At 26.4% G+C, this 16,402-nt stretch carries 17 protein-coding genes and 1 pseudogene; 8 read left to right on the top strand and 10 right to left on the bottom strand.

Annotation, left to right across the window (positions count from 1 at the left end; all coding sequences use genetic code 11):
- The first annotated feature begins 3 nt into the window (after positions 1 to 3).
- From ABLL_RS07315 to ABLL_RS07305, 3 genes are all read left to right on the top strand, one after another.
- Positions 4 to 1,530 carry a cytochrome ubiquinol oxidase subunit I gene (locus ABLL_RS07315; protein WP_014474151.1) on the top strand — a complete coding sequence of 509 codons (1,527 nt, stop codon included), beginning with the start codon at positions 4 to 6 and terminating at the stop codon, positions 1,528 to 1,530.
- 1 nt (position 1,531) lies between these two features.
- Positions 1,532 to 2,665, top strand: coding sequence for a cytochrome d ubiquinol oxidase subunit II (gene cydB / locus ABLL_RS07310; protein ID WP_014474150.1), 1,134 nt, complete (start codon positions 1,532 to 1,534; stop codon positions 2,663 to 2,665).
- Positions 2,666 to 2,778: 113 nt separating this feature from the next.
- The gene (locus tag ABLL_RS07305) at positions 2,779 to 3,120 is read left to right on the top strand and encodes a NifB/NifX family molybdenum-iron cluster-binding protein (protein WP_014474149.1); all 342 of its coding nucleotides are present in this window, start codon (positions 2,779 to 2,781) and stop codon (positions 3,118 to 3,120) included.
- Positions 3,121 to 3,146: 26 nt separating this feature from the next.
- Here ABLL_RS07305 and ABLL_RS07300 read toward each other — a convergent pair whose 3' ends face one another.
- The 4 genes from ABLL_RS07300 to ABLL_RS07285 form a co-directional block, all read right to left on the bottom strand.
- The gene (locus tag ABLL_RS07300) at positions 3,147 to 3,587 is read right to left on the bottom strand and encodes an NfeD family protein (RefSeq protein WP_041654761.1); all 441 of its coding nucleotides are present in this window, start codon (positions 3,585 to 3,587) and stop codon (positions 3,147 to 3,149) included.
- The gene (locus tag ABLL_RS07295; protein ID WP_014474147.1) at positions 3,565 to 4,494 is read right to left on the bottom strand and encodes an SPFH domain-containing protein; all 930 of its coding nucleotides are present in this window, start codon (positions 4,492 to 4,494) and stop codon (positions 3,565 to 3,567) included. The genes ABLL_RS07300 and ABLL_RS07295 overlap by 23 nt, the downstream gene beginning before the upstream one ends.
- Positions 4,495 to 4,559: 65 nt before the next feature.
- A complete protein-coding gene (locus tag ABLL_RS07290) occupies positions 4,560 to 5,411 on the bottom strand; it encodes a sensor histidine kinase KdpD (RefSeq protein WP_014474146.1) in 852 nt (283 codons plus the stop codon).
- A complete protein-coding gene (locus ABLL_RS07285) occupies positions 5,401 to 6,063 on the bottom strand; it encodes a response regulator transcription factor (RefSeq protein ID WP_014474145.1) in 663 nt (220 codons plus the stop codon). The genes ABLL_RS07290 and ABLL_RS07285 overlap by 11 nt, the downstream gene beginning before the upstream one ends.
- 184 nt (positions 6,064 to 6,247) lie before the next feature.
- On the opposite strand from ABLL_RS07285, the gene ABLL_RS07280 reads away from it, so the two are divergent.
- Both ABLL_RS07280 and ABLL_RS07275 read left to right on the top strand, forming a co-directional pair.
- On the top strand, positions 6,248 to 8,014 hold the full coding sequence (locus ABLL_RS07280) for a Na/Pi cotransporter family protein (RefSeq protein ID WP_014474144.1): 1,767 nt from the start codon (positions 6,248 to 6,250) through the stop codon (positions 8,012 to 8,014).
- Positions 8,001 to 8,228, top strand: coding sequence for a hypothetical protein (locus ABLL_RS07275; RefSeq protein ID WP_041654760.1), 228 nt, complete (start codon positions 8,001 to 8,003; stop codon positions 8,226 to 8,228). The genes ABLL_RS07280 and ABLL_RS07275 overlap by 14 nt, the downstream gene beginning before the upstream one ends.
- On the opposite strand, the gene ABLL_RS07270 is transcribed toward ABLL_RS07275, so the two are convergent.
- The 4 genes from ABLL_RS07270 to pgeF all read right to left on the bottom strand — a co-directional run bounded on the left by ABLL_RS07270 (position 8,221) and on the right by pgeF (position 11,722).
- Positions 8,221 to 8,685: a tRNA (cytidine(34)-2'-O)-methyltransferase gene (locus ABLL_RS07270; protein WP_014474143.1), complete on the bottom strand. Its 465-nt coding sequence runs from the start codon at positions 8,683 to 8,685 to the stop codon at positions 8,221 to 8,223. The two genes, ABLL_RS07275 and ABLL_RS07270, sit on opposite strands and share 8 nt — an antisense overlap.
- Positions 8,685 to 9,518: a formyltetrahydrofolate deformylase gene (gene purU, locus ABLL_RS07265; protein WP_014474142.1), complete on the bottom strand. Its 834-nt coding sequence runs from the start codon at positions 9,516 to 9,518 to the stop codon at positions 8,685 to 8,687. Before purU ends, ABLL_RS07270 begins: the two co-directional genes overlap by 1 nt.
- Before the next feature lie 78 nt (positions 9,519 to 9,596).
- The gene (locus ABLL_RS07260; RefSeq protein ID WP_014474141.1) at positions 9,597 to 10,856 is read right to left on the bottom strand and encodes a malic enzyme-like NAD(P)-binding protein; all 1,260 of its coding nucleotides are present in this window, start codon (positions 10,854 to 10,856) and stop codon (positions 9,597 to 9,599) included.
- 185 nt (positions 10,857 to 11,041) lie between these two features.
- Complete coding sequence (pgeF, locus tag ABLL_RS07255) at positions 11,042 to 11,722, bottom strand: peptidoglycan editing factor PgeF (RefSeq protein WP_014474140.1); 681 nt, start codon at positions 11,720 to 11,722, stop codon at positions 11,042 to 11,044.
- Positions 11,723 to 11,782: 60 nt separating this feature from the next.
- Here pgeF and ABLL_RS07250 point away from each other — a divergent pair, with 60 nt between their 5' ends.
- The 3 genes and pseudogenes from ABLL_RS07250 to ABLL_RS14915 form a co-directional block, all read left to right on the top strand.
- The gene (locus ABLL_RS07250) at positions 11,783 to 12,391 is read left to right on the top strand and encodes a class I SAM-dependent methyltransferase (protein WP_014474139.1); all 609 of its coding nucleotides are present in this window, start codon (positions 11,783 to 11,785) and stop codon (positions 12,389 to 12,391) included.
- Complete coding sequence (locus tag ABLL_RS07245; protein WP_014474138.1) at positions 12,391 to 13,185, top strand: shikimate dehydrogenase; 795 nt, start codon at positions 12,391 to 12,393, stop codon at positions 13,183 to 13,185. The genes ABLL_RS07250 and ABLL_RS07245 overlap by 1 nt, the downstream gene beginning before the upstream one ends.
- A 547-nt stretch (positions 13,186 to 13,732) precedes the next feature.
- A pseudogene (locus tag ABLL_RS14915) lies at positions 13,733 to 14,055 on the top strand (transposase); the annotation flags it as partial.
- A gap of 254 nt (positions 14,056 to 14,309) precedes the next feature.
- Here the strand turns inward: ABLL_RS14915 and ABLL_RS07240 are convergent.
- Both ABLL_RS07240 and ABLL_RS07235 read right to left on the bottom strand, forming a co-directional pair.
- Positions 14,310 to 15,383, bottom strand: a complete 1,074-nt coding sequence (locus ABLL_RS07240; RefSeq protein ID WP_014474137.1) for an adenine-specific methyltransferase EcoRI family protein — start codon at positions 15,381 to 15,383, stop codon at positions 14,310 to 14,312.
- Between the two features lie 39 nt (positions 15,384 to 15,422).
- Positions 15,423 to 16,259, bottom strand: coding sequence for an EcoRI family type II restriction endonuclease (locus ABLL_RS07235; RefSeq protein WP_014474136.1), 837 nt, complete (start codon positions 16,257 to 16,259; stop codon positions 15,423 to 15,425).
- Positions 16,260 to 16,402: the final 143 nt, after the last annotated feature.

Here is a 16,402-nt window from a genome sequence, read left to right as displayed (position 1 = left end):
AAAATGGAAGAACATTTAGTTGACTGGTCTAGAGCTCAATTTGCACTGACTGCTATGTATCATTGGATTTTTGTTCCTTTGACACTTGGTCTTGGTTTTATTGTTGCTATTATGGAAACAATTTATGTAAAAACAAATGATGAGTTTTGGAAAAAAACTACAAAATTTTGGATGACATTATTTGCCATAAATTTTGCAATTGGAGTTGCAACAGGAATAATAATGGAATTTGAGTTTGGTACAAACTGGGCAAATTATTCTTGGTTTGTAGGAGATATTTTTGGAGCTCCACTTGCTGTTGAAGGTATTTTAGCATTTTTTATGGAAAGTACATTTTTTGCAGTTATGTTTTTTGGTTGGAATAAAGTTAGTAAGAAATTTCACCTAATATCTACTTGGTTAGTTGCAATTGGTTCAAATCTATCTGCATTATGGATTCTTGTGGCAAATGGGTGGATGCAATATCCAACTGGAATGACTTTTAACCCAAATACAGTAAGAAATGAGATGAATAATTTTTGGGATGTACTACTTTCACCAGTTGCCATTAGCAAATTTTTACATACTATTGCAAGTGGTTATGTTTTAGCTTCACTTTTTGTAATAGGTGTTAGTGCTTGGTATTTACTAAAAAAAAGAGACATATTATTTGCAAAAAAATCTATGATTATTGGAGCTACATTTGGATTGATTACATCTTTATTTTTAATTTTAAGTGGAGATGAATCAGCTCATCAAGTTGCACTTAAACAACCAATGAAGTTAGCGGCTATGGAAGGACTTTATGAGGGTGAAAAAGATGCTGGTATTGTTGCAATTGGAATTTTAAATCCAAATAAAACTTTAGAAAATGATGAAAAAACTTTTATTTTTGAGTTTACAATACCTTACGCTTTATCTTTTTTGGGGTATCATAACATTAATGCTTTTGTTCCTGGAATTAAAGATTTAATTTATGGTAATGAAGATCAAGGAATTATAAGTACACAAGAAAAAATGCTAAAGGGAAAGTTGGCCGTTGAGGCTTTAGAAACCTATAAAGAGGCAAAAAAATCAAGTGATGAATCAAAAATGATTGAAGCTAGAAAAATCTTGGACGAAAATATGCAATATTTTGGTTATGGACATATAAAAAATCCACAAGATGTGATTCCTCCCATCTCAATAAATTTTTATTCATTTCATATAATGGTAATTTTAGGAAGTTGGTTTACCCTACTTTTTATTATTGTTCTATTCTTATCTACTAAAAGAGATATTATGAATTACCCAATTATTTTAAAAGCTACTTTATTTACTATACCTTTAGGATATATTGCAAGTGAAGCAGGATGGATTGTTGCAGAAGTTGGAAGACAACCTTGGGCTATACAAGATTTAATGCCTGTGGGAATTGCTGCTACAAAAATTGCAACTACAAATGTAATGATAAGTTTTTTTATATTTGCAATACTTTTTACATTGTTACTTATAGCCGAAATCAAAATAATGACCAAACAAATCAAAATTGGTCCAGACAAGGAGCATTAATATGGGCTTTGGATCGCTTGAACTTTTAACACTCCAACAATATTGGTGGATAATAATATCTTTATTAGGAGGTCTTTTTGTATTTATAATGTTTGTTCAAGGAGGACAAACCTTAATAGATAAATTAAGTGAAAATGAAACTGAGAAAACTATGTTAATAAATAGTATAGGAAGAAAATGGGAACTTGGTTTTACAACTTTAGTTCTATTTGGTGGAGCATTATTTGCTGCTTTTCCACTATTTTATTCAACAAGTTTTGGTGGAGCTTACTGGGTGTGGTTAGCAATACTTTTTTGTTTTATTATTCAAGCTGTTAGTTATGAATATAGAACAAAACCAAACAATTTTCTTGGACAAAAAACCTATGAAAATTTTTTAAAAATAAATGGAAATATTGGAACATTTTTATTAGGTGTTGCAATTAGTACATTTTTTAGCGGAAGTGAATTTATAGTTGATAGTAATAACTTTGTAGATTGGCAAAATTCATTAAGAGGTTTAGAAGCACTACTTAATCCTTATAATTACTTACTTGGCTTTTCGCTTGTTTTTTTAGCAAAAATAAGTGGAGCTTTATATTTTATAAATAATATAAATTATGAAAAAATTAGAGAAAAAGCTGTTTATTCTATAAAAATAAATATGATTTTTTTCTTAGTTTTCTTTTTAGGATTTATATTTTGGATTCTTACAAAAGATGGATTTGCAGTGCAAAACGATGGTATTATTTTCTTACAAGAATACAAATATCTTCAAAATTTTATAGAAATGCCTATTGTTTTAAGTATGTTTTTAATTGGTGTTATTATGGTTATAGTTGCAGTTTTTGTGACAATTACATTTAAAAAAACGTGTTGCATAAAAACAGGTGGAATTGGAATAGTTCTAACTGTTATGGCTGTGCTTTTAAATGTTGGTTTTAATAACACATCATACTATCCATCAATATCCGATTTGCAAAGTAGTTTAACTATTATGAACAGTTCAGGAAGTCATTATACACTTATGACTATGAGTTATGTTTCTTTAATGGTACCTTTTGTATTAGCTTATATAGCTTATGCTTGGTACAGTATGGATAGAGTAAAAATTACAAAAGATGAAATAGAATCTTCTGATTCTCACAATTATTAAAAATGAGTATGAATTATGGAATATATTAGTGAATTAATCTGGTTAAGTCTTTGGCCCATTGTTATATATCTTGGATATAAGTTTTCTATGAAAAATGCAACAAAGGAGATTAAATGATTGCAATACCGTTAAATAATGAAGAAGAAAATAGTGGTTTATCAAAAAAATTTGGAAAAGCGAAATATTTTGCTTTTATAAATAATAATAAAATTGAGATTTTAAAAAATGAACAAGAAGATAAAAAAGCAGTAGTAAGTTGGTTAAAAGATAAAAATGTAAATATTCTTATTGCTTTTCATGTAGGAGAAAAAACTTTTCAAAATTTAAAAGATAATGGTATAAAAGTATATTTTTCTGGTACAAATAAAATTAAAATAGATGAAGTATTATTAAAATATGCAGATGGAGAGTTACCAATTTTGAATAAATTAAGTTTTTTATGTCATGTCGTATAATCTAGAGGAAAGTAGAGAATATCTCTCTACTTTTTTTCAATAGTTGCACTATTTCTAGAAGTTTTTAGAACTACAACTTTTTCACCTTCTTTAAACTCTTTCTCATCAAGTTTTGAATCTATTTCCCAATAAGTCCCTTTATAAAAAACTTTTGAATTTTTTATCTCACCTATTCCTTTTTCATTAAAAAAATCATCTGATATTTCCATTTTTGATTTTAAAAATTTTTCTAAAACTTTTTTTCTTAAAATCAATATTAAAAATAATGAAATCAAGGAAACAATAGCTAATTGCCAAACAGCTCCTGAAAATATAAAAAAATAACTAATTAAAGCAACTATAATAAAACCTATTCCAAACCAAATAAGAATAAATGAAACTATTAAAGCTTCTAAAGCTATCAAAGCTACACCTATTGCTAATAATATATATGGATCAACCGCACTAAGCATTATTTGTAGCTCCATTACTTACACCTTTGAAAAAAGCATCTCCTAAAACAGATGTTGAACCTATCATTTGAGAAACTTCATAAGGTAAAATCATTTTATCAGTTGAGTTACTTTCAGCCAATGCTCTAAAGGCTGCAATTCTATCTTTTGCAAGTAAAAATTCTGCTGCTTTTTCATTTTCCACCATTGAAATATTAATCAATCTCATAGCTTCTTGTTGCCCTGCTGCCATTTGTTCTTGTTCATATCTTTTTGCATCAGCCATTCTTTCGATTGCTTCCGCTTTTAAAACTTCTTCTTGTTTAAATGCTTCTGCTTTTCTAATCACTGCTTCTTTATCTGCTCGTGCTTTTGTTTCAATGGCTCTTTTTTCTCTTTCTGCTTCCATTTGCATATTCATAGCTCTTTCAATTTCAGCAGGAACTGAAATATCAGAAATTTCAACTCTAGTTACTTTGATTCCCCAGTTTGTTGCAGCACTTCCTAATTCATTTTGTAATTTTGCATTAAGTGTTTCTCTATTTGATAAAGTATCATCTAAATCCATTCCACCAATTTCAGCTCTTAAAGTTGTCATTGCAAGATTTGCAATTGCATTTTTAAAATCAACTACATTATAAGTTGCTTGCATTGCATCATCAACTTTACAAAAAACTATTCCATCAATAGAAATATTTACATTATCTCGTGTAATAACTGATTGTTTTTCTATATCAACTAATTGTTCTCTTGAAGTAAGAACTGCTCTTACTCTATCAATAATTGGAATAATAATATGAAAACCACCATGCAGAACTTTATGAAACTTTCCTAATCTTTCAATTAAGTATAAATCTGATTGTGGAACAATTTTTACACCTTTTACAATAATAATCAAAACAAAAAATATTATTGCAATAGCAAATACAATACTTGGTTCCATTGAATTTCCTTTTTTTAATTTAAAATTACATCTATAATATAATAATTTATTTTAAAGCAAAGCTTTTAAATAATTATATTTTTCAAATTTAGATTGAACTTATTTCCAAACTCTAAAGTTTCAATATTTATCAAAATTTTATTTTTATCACAAAATTCTTTTACCATAGCAAGTCCTAAACCAAAACCATCATGAGAAGGATTTTCTTGGAAATATTTATCAAAAACTATAAAAAGATTTTTAGTGTCAATTTTTTCACCAGAATTATAAATTGATAAAATTGAGTTTTTATAGCTAATTTCTACTATTGGATTTTCTTTAATATTGTATTTTATTGCATTTGAAATAAGATTATCAATAGTTTTTAAAAAACCATTCATATCGCTTTTAACTTTTATATTTGGTATATTTACAAAAATTTTTGTATCATTTTTTATATCATCAAATTTTTCAATAGAAGTATTTATAATCTCATCTAAAAAAAACTCTTGTTTGTCTATTTTATCAATCTCTTTTTTTATATTATATTCCATATTCTCATATAATTTTAAAAGATTATTACTAGCTTGTTTTATTCGTTCTAATCTTTTTAAACTCTTTTCATCTGTAATTGTTTTTTCTAAAAGTTGAGTATTCATTTTTATAGTTGAAACTGGAATATTTAGTTCATGAATAGTCTCTTTAATACTAAGTTCTAACTTTTCATCACTTTTAAACAATGGTTTTAAAATAGAAATTGAAAAACTTAGAAATATAGATAAACCTAAAATTATTAAAGGAACAATTATATATATAAAATTATCTTGATTTAGACCAAATTTAGAGATAAAAAAATAGTTTAAATACAAAATAATTACTAAACAAAAAGTAAAAATTATAGATATTGAGATTAAAAAATCTCTTTTTTTAGAATTCAATTTTATATCCTATACCTTTGATATTTGAAATTGAATCTTTATTTTCAAAAAGTTTTTTGATTTGATTTATATAAACTCTAATTGAACCTTCACTATAACCTTCACTTGTAGCCCAAAGTTTTGAAATAATCATCTCTTTTGTAACTATTTCTCCTCTATTTTCTATGAATAATTCAAATAATTCTAAAACTTTTACTGGAAGATTTAAATCAATTCCATTTTCATAAACTCTTTTATTCAAAGGATTAAAAGTTAAATTATCTGATAACTTTATAATATCAAATTGTTTTTTATTTCTTTTCAATAAAGCTTTTATTCGTAAAAGTAACTCATCTAAATCAACAGGTTTTTTTAAATAATCATCGCAACCTTTTAAAAAAGCATCATGTAAAGTATCTTTATCTTTATATGAAGTTAAAAATATAGTTGGGGTGTTATCTTCACTTTTTCGTAAATTTAATAATAAATCAAGACCATTTATTTTTGGAACATTTATATCAAAAATATATAAATCATAGTTTTTTTCATAATTTAGACTTAAACACTCTTCACCATCACTTGCAATATCAACAATAAAACCTTCATCACTTAAAAAATCTTCAAGTGTTGAGGAAAAAAGTTCATCATCTTCTAAAACTAAAATTTTATACAAAAATAATCCTTACTTAACAGCTATATTTATTATATTTATTTTTTGTTAAATAGTTGATAATTTTTACAAACAAGGGAAAAAAAGAGTTCAAAATATTATATTATCTATAAATTATAGTAAATCTAAAGATATTAATATTAATTTGCTACAATAAAGGTTTTAAAAATAATTTTTAGGATGTTTAATGGCAAAAAACTTACTTTTACCTTTTGGATTTCTTATCCTTGCATATTTTGTAATTTCACAAGAAAACTTCACTGTAATCTTGAGTGGAATCGCAATATTTTTGATTGGAATGTTTTTTATGCAAGAAGGATTCAAACAACTTTCTGGTGGTATTTTAGAAAAATTACTTCAAAAATTCACAAGTAATTTGTTTTATTCTATTTTAACTGGATTTTTATCAACATCTATTGTTCAAAGTTCTTCTATTATCTCTTTAGTTGTTATCTCATTTTTATCTGTTGAGTTATTAACTTTAGTTCAAGGAATTGGAATAATCTTTGGTTCAAATTTGGGAAGTACAACTACTGCTTGGATTGTTTCAAGTTTAGGATTTGATGTAAAAATTTCAGCTTATGCTTTTCCTATGATAGTTTTTGGTGTTGTTTTAAGATTTTTAAAAAGTAATACATATAAGGGAATTGGAAATGTTCTTTTAGGATTAGGATTTATTTTTCTTGGAATTTCATATATGAAAGATGGTTTTGATACTTTAAAAAATTCTATTGATTTAGCTTCTTTTGCTATGGAAGGACCTCTTGGAATAATAATCTACATTTTAATTGGAGCTGTTGCAACGGTAATTATTCAATCAAGTGCTGCAACATTAGCTATTATTATCACAGCTTTAAGTGCTGGAAGTATTATTTATATAAATGCTTTATCTTTAGCCATTGGTGCTAATGTAGGAACAACTTTTACAGCTATTTTAGCTTCATTGGCTTCAAATGAAAATGGTAAAAGAGTTGCATTTGCACATTTCCTTTTTAATATAATAACAGCCACAATAATTACCCTATTCATTTATCAATTTAAAGATTTAGTTGATTTCTTAGCTCCTTATTTAGGAATTAGTGAAAATAATTATGGAATGAAATTATCACTATTTCATACTATTTTTAGTTTACTTGGAATTATCATACTTTCACCATTTGTGAATCAAATAGTAAAATTATCAGAAAAACTTATTAAGAAAAAAGTATCAGCTTTATCAAAACCAAAATATCTTTTAGATTCAAATTTAAATGTTCCAGATACAGCTATAGTTTCTATTAGAAAAGAGAGCATAAATCTTTATGAAAATTGTCAAAAAGCTATGCTTCATGCTTTAAATCTTCATACAAGTAATCTAAAAACAAAAGAAGATTTAGATTTACAAATTTCTAAAGAAGTTACAAAAATCGATACGAATATTGATGAAATTTATCATTCAAATTTAAAAAACTTATATAGTGAAATCATAAAATATTCTTCTTTTGCTCAAGAAAATATGTCAAGTTCACAACAAAGAGAAGTTGCAAATATAAAAAGAAGTGCAAAATTGATTATTGAAGTTCTAAAAGATACAAGAGATATTCAAAAAAATGTTAATTTTTATTTAAAAAGCCGAAATGAATATATTAAAGAAGAGTATAATATATTAAGAAAAGAGTTAGCAACAATTTTAATAGATATTAATATGCTTGATAGTAATGAAACAGACTTGGAAAAACTTACTCAATTAGAAGTGATAAAATCAACACTTCAAGCAAATGATTTTTCAAACACAGGAAAGATTGATGCTTTAATTAGAGAAGATAAAATAAAAGCAACAATGGCAACTTCTCTTATAAATGATAGTGCGACTGTTTATTCTATTCAGAAAAAACTTGTTGAAATGGCAAGCATATTATTTATAAATAATAATCTTTTAAAAGAAATAGGAGATACACAAAATGAACCTAGATAAAATTATCAATAAAATCAAAAAATATCTAAAAGAAGAGAGTTTAGATGAATCTAAACAAGAAAAAGTTAAAGAGATAATTGAAAAATTATCTCTAAAAAAAGCAAAAATAAAAAAAGAGATTAAAGAAGCTAAAAAAGATTCAGAAAAAGAAAAACTTCAAAAAGAACTTGAAGCAGTAATAAAACTTATTGAAAAAAGTAATAAACTTATTTAAAATCTTTAAAGTTTTGTCTTAAAGCTTCGTAAGCTACGATTGATACTGAATTTGCAATATTCAAACTTCTTGCTTCATTTGTCATGGGAATTGTAATACAAGTTTTAGGACTTTTTTCTAATAAAGAAACAGGAAGTCCAGCATCTTCTCTACCAAAATATATATAATCACCAACTTTATATTCGGCATCAAAATATACTTGTTTTGTTTTAGTAGTTGCTAAAAAATGTCTATCATTAAAAGGATTTTTCAACCAAAAATCTTCAATATTTTCATATTCTCTAACATCTAAATCATACCAATAATCAAGTCCTGCGCGACGTACTTCTTTTTCAGTAATCTCACCAAAACCATAAGGTTTAATAAGATGTAAAGTACAATTCATAGCAAAACAAAGTCTTCCAATTGTTCCAACATTTCCAGGTATTCGTGGTTCTAATAAAACTATATTAAACATTATAAAATTACCGTTTTGTTTCCATGAACAAATACTCTATCATTTAAAAGTAATTCAAAAGCATTTGATAATACGATTTTTTCTACATTTCTTCCTGCATTTCGCATATCTTCCCAAGAATAACTATGATCAACTCTTACTACATCTTGAAAAATAATCGGACCTTCATCTAAATCATCAGTTACATAATGTGCAGTTGCTCCTATGATTTTAACTCCTCTTTCATGAGCTTGTTTATATGGATTTGCTCCAATAAATGCTGGTAAAAATGAGTGATGAATATTTAAAACTTTTTTAGGGAATGCTTCTACAAATTTTGGAGTTAAAATTCTCATATATTTTGCAAGAACGATAAGTTCTGGTTCATATTCAGAAATTTTTGCAATCATTTTATCTTCGTGTTCTTCTCTACTAAGACCTTCAGCGCTAATACATGTAAAAGGAATATTAAACTTTTCTACTAAATCTTTTAAATATTCATGATTTGCAATAACTGCTTTGATATTTGCATTTAATTCTCCTGCAATATAACGAATCAATAAATCACCTAAAACATGAGACTCTTTTGTTGCTAAAATAACAACATCTTTTTTCTCTTTTTTATTTAATTTAATTGAAGCACCTTTTGGTAAAACTTCTTGTAACTCTTTTAATAAAATATTTTTTAAAACTTTCCCTGATATTATACTTCTCATAAAAAACTTTTTTGTTTCAGGGTCAACATATTCAGCATTTTGCTCTATATTTAAGTGGTTTGCAAAAAGAACTTTTGAGATATTATAAACTAATCCTTTTGCATCTTCTGTATCAATTAACAGTATATACTCTTCCATATTTATCCTATGACTATTCAAGCTTAAATTTTTAAAGCTTGAATAATACCATTTTATAAATTAATAGATAATTTTAAGTTATAGCATAGAAGCTAGTTTTTCTCTATATTTTTCTAAATCAAAATTTTTTATTCTAGCTACTCCTGATTCAACAGCACCTAAAGCAACAGCACTTGATACTTCAACCATCAGTCTTTTATCAAAAGGAATAGGAATAATATACTCTCTTCCATAAGTTAAATTACCAAATGAAGCTTTTAATTGGTCTGTAATTGGTTCTTTTGCAAGATTTGCAATAGCATAAGCAGCTGCTTTTTTCATATGCATATTTATTTTTCTTGCTTGAACATCAAGTGCACCTCTGAAAATAAAAGGGAAACCTAAAACATTATTTACTTGATTAGGATAATCTGAACGTCCTGTTCCTATTATAGCTTTTGGTTTTACAGCTTTTACCTCTTCTGGAAAAAGTTCTGGAGTTGGATTTGCTAAAGTAAAGATAATTGGTTCATCATTCATAAGTTTTATATGTTCTACTGTAAATGTTCCTGGTCTTGATAATCCTAAAACCATATCGGCATTTTTAAACGCCTCTTCCATTGTCGTTATATCAGTTTGTGTAATAAACTCTTTTTTATATTTGTTTAAATCAGTTCTTCCTTTGTGAATTACACCTTTTGAATCACACATAATTAAGTTTTTTACTCCAAGTTCTTTATACATTGTTGAACAAGCAATTGCCGAAGCCCCCGCCCCTACAACAACTACTTTCATATCTTCTAATTTTTCTCCCATCATTTCACTTGCATTAATAAGTGCAGCACTTGTAATAATAGCAGTACCATGTTGGTCATCATGCATAACAGGAATATTTAACTCTTCAACTAATCTTTTTTCAATTTCAAAACATTCCGGTGCTTTTATATCTTCAAGATTAATTCCACCAAAAGTAGGAGAAATAGCTTTTACAACTTCACAAAATTTATCAATATCCGTTTCATCAACTTCTATATCAAAAGAATCAACAGCAGCAAATTTTTTAAATAATACAGATTTACCTTCCATAACTGGTTTTGAAGCAATTGCTCCAATATCACCAAGTCCAAGAACTGCTGTACCATTTGAAATAACCGCAACAAGATTTCTCTTAGATGTATATTCAAAAGCTAATTCAGGATTTTTCTGAATCTCTTCACAAGGATAAGCAACACCAGGAGAATATGCCAAGGATAAATCTCTTTGAGTTTCCAATCTTGTAGTTGTTGAAATTGCAACTTTCCCTGGATTTGGAACTCTGTGATACTCTAATGCCTCTTCTTTTGTAACTTTTGTACTCATTTTGTTTCCCTTTTTATAAACTGATTTATTATAAAATCGCAAAATAGTAACAAAATGAAACTTAAATAAAAAGAATTTTATTGATTTTTTATGAATATGTATTCATTTAAGTAAATATTTATCAGTTATGTAAAATTTATGTAAGTTTTTTTATTTAATTATAATTTATAATTATCTTTTAAGCTTTATACATTACTAATACTTATAATTCCTGCAAATCTTCCTGTTTTGGGATTTTTTCTAAAAGAAAAATATGGTTTATTTGAACATTTTGTACAAATATTCGAGATTTCTATATTTTTTATTCCTAAATTTTCTAATAACATTTTATTGATTCCTTGTAAATCAATGTTTTTATCTATACAAAACTCTTCTCCAAATGAAGTTTTTACAATTTTTAAAAGTTCATCACTTACTTCATAACAACATTTTTGAATTGATGGTCCCATAATTACTTTTATATCTTCTACTTTACAAGAAAAATTTTCTATCATTTTTTTTGCTGTAATCTCTGCAATTCTTAGAAAAGTAGAATTTCTTCCTGCATGAACAGCTGCAATTACACCTTGAATTTCATCATAAAACAGTATTGGAATACAATCTGCTACCATTACCATCAAAGGTAGATTTTTAGAATTTGTAATCAATCCATCACAATTATCTATCAATTTAAGTGATTTTTCATCTACAATTTGTACATTATTTCCATGAACTTGGTTCATATAAATAAGATTTTCATTTTTAAAATTTAGTTTTATTGCTAAGTTTTCTCTATTCTTATCTACATTTTCTTTTATATCACCAACATGATAAGCTAAATTACCATCTTGTATTGTTGTAAAATTTATTAAAATTTTTTGGCTCATTTTTTCTTCTTTTTATTTGCTTTTGATATAATTTATCAAAAAAATGTTTAAGGACAAGATTTGAATAGATTTGATGAAGCAGCTAAAACTTGGGAAAATAAACAAACAAGTATTGAAAGTTCAAATGCCTGTGTAGAAAATTTCAAAAAACATATAACTTTAAATGAAAATTCTAAAATTTTAGATTATGGTTGTGGAACTGGATTTATAGCTTTTGCTTTAAGTACAGAACAAAATAATGTCATAGGGATGGATTATTCTATAGGAATGATTAATAAATTTAATGAAAAAGCAAAAGAATTAAATTTTTCAAACATACAAGCAATACAACATAATATCAATGAAGAAGATTTACCAAAAAATGAATTTAATTTATTTATCTCTTCAATGACTATGCATCATATCAAAGATACTAAAATGTTTGCAAAAAAAGCTTATGAAAGTTTAGTTGATGGTGGAATAATTTGTATAAATGATTTAGAAGAAGAAGATGGAACTTTTCATTCTCGACATAATAACGATGGAGTTGAACACTTTGGATATGATATAGAAAAAGTATGTAAAATTTTTGAAGATGTTGGATTTGAAATAATTTCATGTGACACAGTATTTGTACATGAAAGAAACGATAAAGAATATCCACTTTTTAATTTAATAGGGAAAAAATAATGACAAAAAAATTTGTAATCTTTGGAAATCCTGTGGAACACTCAAAATCACCTCAAATGCAAAATGCAGGATTGAAATATATCAATTTTGATGGAATTTATGAAAAACATCACTTGATTGATGGAAATATCATAAAAAATATTTTTTTAGAAAATAATTACAGTGGAGCAAATATAACTGTACCACATAAAGAGTTTGCCTATGAAAATGCAGATATTGTAGAAGGAATTGCAAAAGAGATAAAAGCAGTTAATACATATATTTTGAAAGATGGAAAAGTTGTAGCTTATAACACTGATGCTCCTGGTTTTTTAAAAGCAATAGAGAGTTTTGGTAAAGTAAAAAATGTACTTTTATTAGGAGCTGGAGGAACTGCAAAAGCTATAAGTTTAGCTCTAAAAGAAAAAAATATAAAAGTAACTGTTTTAAATAGAAGTGAAGGAAAACTAGAATTTTTTAAAAATCATAATATCCCTTCTTTTTCATGGGAAAACTTCAAACCTGATACTTATGATTTAGTTGCTAACTCTACAAGTGCTGGACTAAAAGATGATTATTTACCTGCACCTAAAGAACTTCTTGAACCAATACTAAAAAATGCCTCTTTTGCTTTTGATTGTGTTTATGGAAAAATCACTCCATTTTTAGCTCTTGCACGTGAAAATAATTGTGAAATTAAAGATGGGGAAGATATGCTTTTATATCAAGGCTTACTTGCATTTGAACTTTTTACTAATACAAGAGCCGATAATTCAATAGTTGAGGCTATGAGGAAAGGACTAAGAGGAGAATGAATTTCTTTTCTTAGCTACCCTATAGAGCTACCTATATATAAAAATTGTAGCTTTTTTTATTATTTTTTTAGATTAAAACTTGCATATTTTATATAATATTCATTATAAAAAAATTTGTAATTATCAAAAACTAAATTAAATTTCATATATTTTAAATTCTTTTTTTATCAAAAAAAAGGGAATTTTTAGTAAAAAATTTAAGAGAAGCGAGTATGCCAAATGTGGTCACAAATTTCTAGCGTAATTTATACCCATTTTTCAACTCTTTTTATACATTATTACTGCCCTAATTTTAACCGCAATATTTATTAAAATAGATATTAATTTTAAGATTTATTAAAAGGAAAGATTTTCTGAAAAAATTTGTTGAAAAGAAGTGAGATTATTGAATCTCTCTTAGAGTTTCAAAAGAAAAACAAAAAATGATATCTTACTTTCAAATATTGAAGTAATAAAAACTCTTTTAATAAATTTATACACTATACAAAAACAACACTCACAAAACAATATCTCCAATATCTCTATAAAATTCTTCATTTTTTACTATATTTATCAAGCTATCTCCAAAGAAGCTGCTGAAATGGAATTTGACAACTTTGAATCTAAGTGAGGTAAAAAATATCCTATTTTAATTAAGTCGTGGAAGAACAAGTGGGAACATCTATCTGAATATTTTAAATATCCTGAAAAAATTATATGTATCATCTACACCACTAATATTATAGAATCAGTGTATAGACCGTTTAGAAAGCTTACTAAAACCAAAAGAGTTTTTCCAAATGAAAATAATTTGCTTAAACTTCTCTATATTAGAATTCAGTCTTCTAAAAAATGGACTATGCCTATTTGTGGTCTTTAACAATTTCATAGTTGGCAATATTCTTTGAGGGAAGACTAGATAAATCTTTAAACTTATGATTTAAAAAGTGACTTTTGTTGTTCTAAAAGTCCTAGAGGTTTGAGAGAATCTCTAAATTCTACTTTTTGAACATTTTTTGGAACAAATTATATCTCTAAATAAAGGTTAAAAAGCCAATAAGTTAGACTTTATAATTTTGTTCCAAAAGTAAGAGGTTTAGTAACTTAATGTTTGAACTGAATTATAAATGTAGCATTCGAGAAAGTTAAGCTAGAATGCCAGAAATATATTTTTTTTCATAATGATTTGAATTACTTACCATAGGTACACTTGTTAATTCCTGCAATTTGTCTGTATATTCAGTTTGTACACGTTTATTTTTGATTAGTATTCTAAAATAAGGGCATTTACCATTTACTGACAAATCTTTTTCATCATCACCTTTTCTAAATTTAATTATTTCAAATTGATCAGGATTAAACTTATGTAAAAATGTTATAGGAACCCCCATAACACCTTTGTAGTCTAATGGTATGTCTTTTGTTTTATTAACATTAATACCATTATAATTGTCATATTTGGGATACTCAACTTCATTTCCAAAATATCTTTTTGAAAGAGGAATATCTTCATGTCGTTTAAAATTATCTAAATTAGTTAGCCATAAACAATTGTTTGGTGAAATTATTCTATTTCCAGAACTATCTATCCGAGCCTCTGTGCCATAAAGTTCATAGTGTTCAGGCACAATAAAACCTGAAATACCTCTACCCAGATTTATTCCTAACCACGCCTTATTATCTTGAATGAGTTTGAAAATCTCTTTATAAGTTATTGCATTAATATTAGCAATTATCAAAAATTTTTTATCATATTTAATTAATTGAGCTACATACTCTCTGAATAATGAAAATGGAGGATTAGTAATGACTATATCAGACTGTTTTAATAGTTTAATACTTTCCGTACTACGAAAATCTCCATCACCCTTAAAATAAACAATATCAGCTGAATTTGGTTTATTTTTTTTACCCTTTGTATCTGTTAATTCAAAGAAAAAACCATGTTCATTTTCTTGTGTATTAAATAAATCATTTGTTTGTTCTCTATAGCAAGCTGATATTAGTTTTTTAAGACCTAATTCTTTAAAGTTAGAAGCAAAATAGTTGAAAAAGTTACTAACTCTCGGATCATCACAATTACAAAAAACAACCTTGTCTTTAAAATGACTTTTGTAATGTTGCAATTCACTTTCTATATCTGAAAGTTGAGTGTAAAACTCGTCGCTTTTTGATTTTTTAGCTTTTTGTAATAATTTATTTGTTGCATTTCTTGCCATTTTTAACCTATATTATTTTAATAACTCTTTGTTTCTTTGCTATTTACTTTTTGTTATTTGATTAAATAAGTCACTACCTAATACTTGAAGAGAAGTTTTAGAAACCTCAAGCATAATATCAAACATATTTTTAGTGTCCCATTTTTCTCCATTTCCTTGAGTGTAAATAGAAGTTGCCTGAAGCATTATTGTTTTATCTTTGTGCTTGACAAATTTATTTCTACATAAATTGGTATTAATTGGCATTCCATAATTTGCAGAGGTCAATCTATCCAGTCTGTTTAACATACCTGAGTTGTATTCTAACTTCACAGCCCTTCCATCAGGTCTTATAATTGAAATAGTTTCTGTTAAAAAGTTTGAACCTTCAAGAAATAGGACATAGGGAAAATAAGATTCTGATAACATGAAATTAGCGATTTCAGTTATGTTTTTATGTGATCTTTCTATTGCATTACCAGCAGCCATCAAATCTTGATTATTTTTTGCTCCCACAAGTTTTCCTGCTTTTATATTTTCAATGTCTTTTCCTTGATGTTTAGCTTCCGATACTAAAACTATTCTCCAATTATCATAATCGTCTTTAACTTCTATAATTCCGCCATCAGGTTTAATGCTAGAATTTAAAACAAAAAGAGTTTGTCCTAAATCTTTGTCAATTTCTTTTAAGGCTTTGTTTATTTCTTCTTTTGTTATGCTTGTTCTGTATTGAAAAGATAATTGAGGAAACTCTTCTTTAAGTTGCCGAACTACATGATTTGAGATTTCCCCAACTGTAATATCATGTGATTTTGCTTCATCCCCAAATATACCAACTACACCTTGAGACTTTTTATGTTGATTTGTTAATCTTTCTGATTGATTCTTTTTAGCCATGTAATTCCTCTTTTATCTTTTAATTTTAACATAACATAATATAAAAAGCTTTTAATATCTATATTGATGTATAACTAATTATTAAACATATATTCTAAATGTTAGTTATTAAATCTAAAAGCCAATAAATAAAACAAGTTCCA

This window comes from Arcobacter sp. L, from assembly GCF_000284235.1.
Classification (GTDB): Bacteria; Campylobacterota; Campylobacteria; order Campylobacterales; family Arcobacteraceae; genus Aliarcobacter; species Aliarcobacter defluvii.
The sequence above is the reverse complement of the archived record's forward strand: the minus strand, read 5'-3'. Positions and strand labels throughout refer to the sequence as shown.

What these genes read in the sequence shown, in the direction of transcription:
- ABLL_RS07315 (WP_014474151.1), top strand. Translation starts at nt 4, where the DNA reads ATGGAAGAACATTTAGTTGACTGGTCTAGAGCTCAATTTGCACTGACT.
- cydB (WP_014474150.1), top strand. Translation starts at nt 1,532, where the DNA reads ATGGGCTTTGGATCGCTTGAACTTTTAACACTCCAACAATATTGGTGG.
- ABLL_RS07305 (WP_014474149.1), top strand. Translation starts at nt 2,779, where the DNA reads ATGATTGCAATACCGTTAAATAATGAAGAAGAAAATAGTGGTTTATCA.
- ABLL_RS07300 (WP_041654761.1), bottom strand. Translation starts at nt 3,587, where the DNA reads ATGGAGCTACAAATAATGCTTAGTGCGGTTGATCCATATATATTATTA.
- ABLL_RS07295 (WP_014474147.1), bottom strand. Translation starts at nt 4,494, where the DNA reads ATGGAACCAAGTATTGTATTTGCTATTGCAATAATATTTTTTGTTTTG.
- ABLL_RS07280 (WP_014474144.1), top strand. Translation starts at nt 6,248, where the DNA reads ATGGCAAAAAACTTACTTTTACCTTTTGGATTTCTTATCCTTGCATAT.
- ABLL_RS07275 (WP_041654760.1), top strand. Translation starts at nt 8,001, where the DNA reads ATGAACCTAGATAAAATTATCAATAAAATCAAAAAATATCTAAAAGAA.
- ABLL_RS07270 (WP_014474143.1), bottom strand. Translation starts at nt 8,685, where the DNA reads ATGTTTAATATAGTTTTATTAGAACCACGAATACCTGGAAATGTTGGA.
- purU (WP_014474142.1), bottom strand. Translation starts at nt 9,518, where the DNA reads ATGGAAGAGTATATACTGTTAATTGATACAGAAGATGCAAAAGGATTA.
- ABLL_RS07260 (WP_014474141.1), bottom strand. Translation starts at nt 10,856, where the DNA reads ATGAGTACAAAAGTTACAAAAGAAGAGGCATTAGAGTATCACAGAGTT.
- pgeF (WP_014474140.1), bottom strand. Translation starts at nt 11,722, where the DNA reads ATGAGCCAAAAAATTTTAATAAATTTTACAACAATACAAGATGGTAAT.
- ABLL_RS07245 (WP_014474138.1), top strand. Translation starts at nt 12,391, where the DNA reads ATGACAAAAAAATTTGTAATCTTTGGAAATCCTGTGGAACACTCAAAA.
- ABLL_RS07240 (WP_014474137.1), bottom strand. Translation starts at nt 15,383, where the DNA reads ATGGCAAGAAATGCAACAAATAAATTATTACAAAAAGCTAAAAAATCA.
- ABLL_RS07235 (WP_014474136.1), bottom strand. Translation starts at nt 16,259, where the DNA reads ATGGCTAAAAAGAATCAATCAGAAAGATTAACAAATCAACATAAAAAG.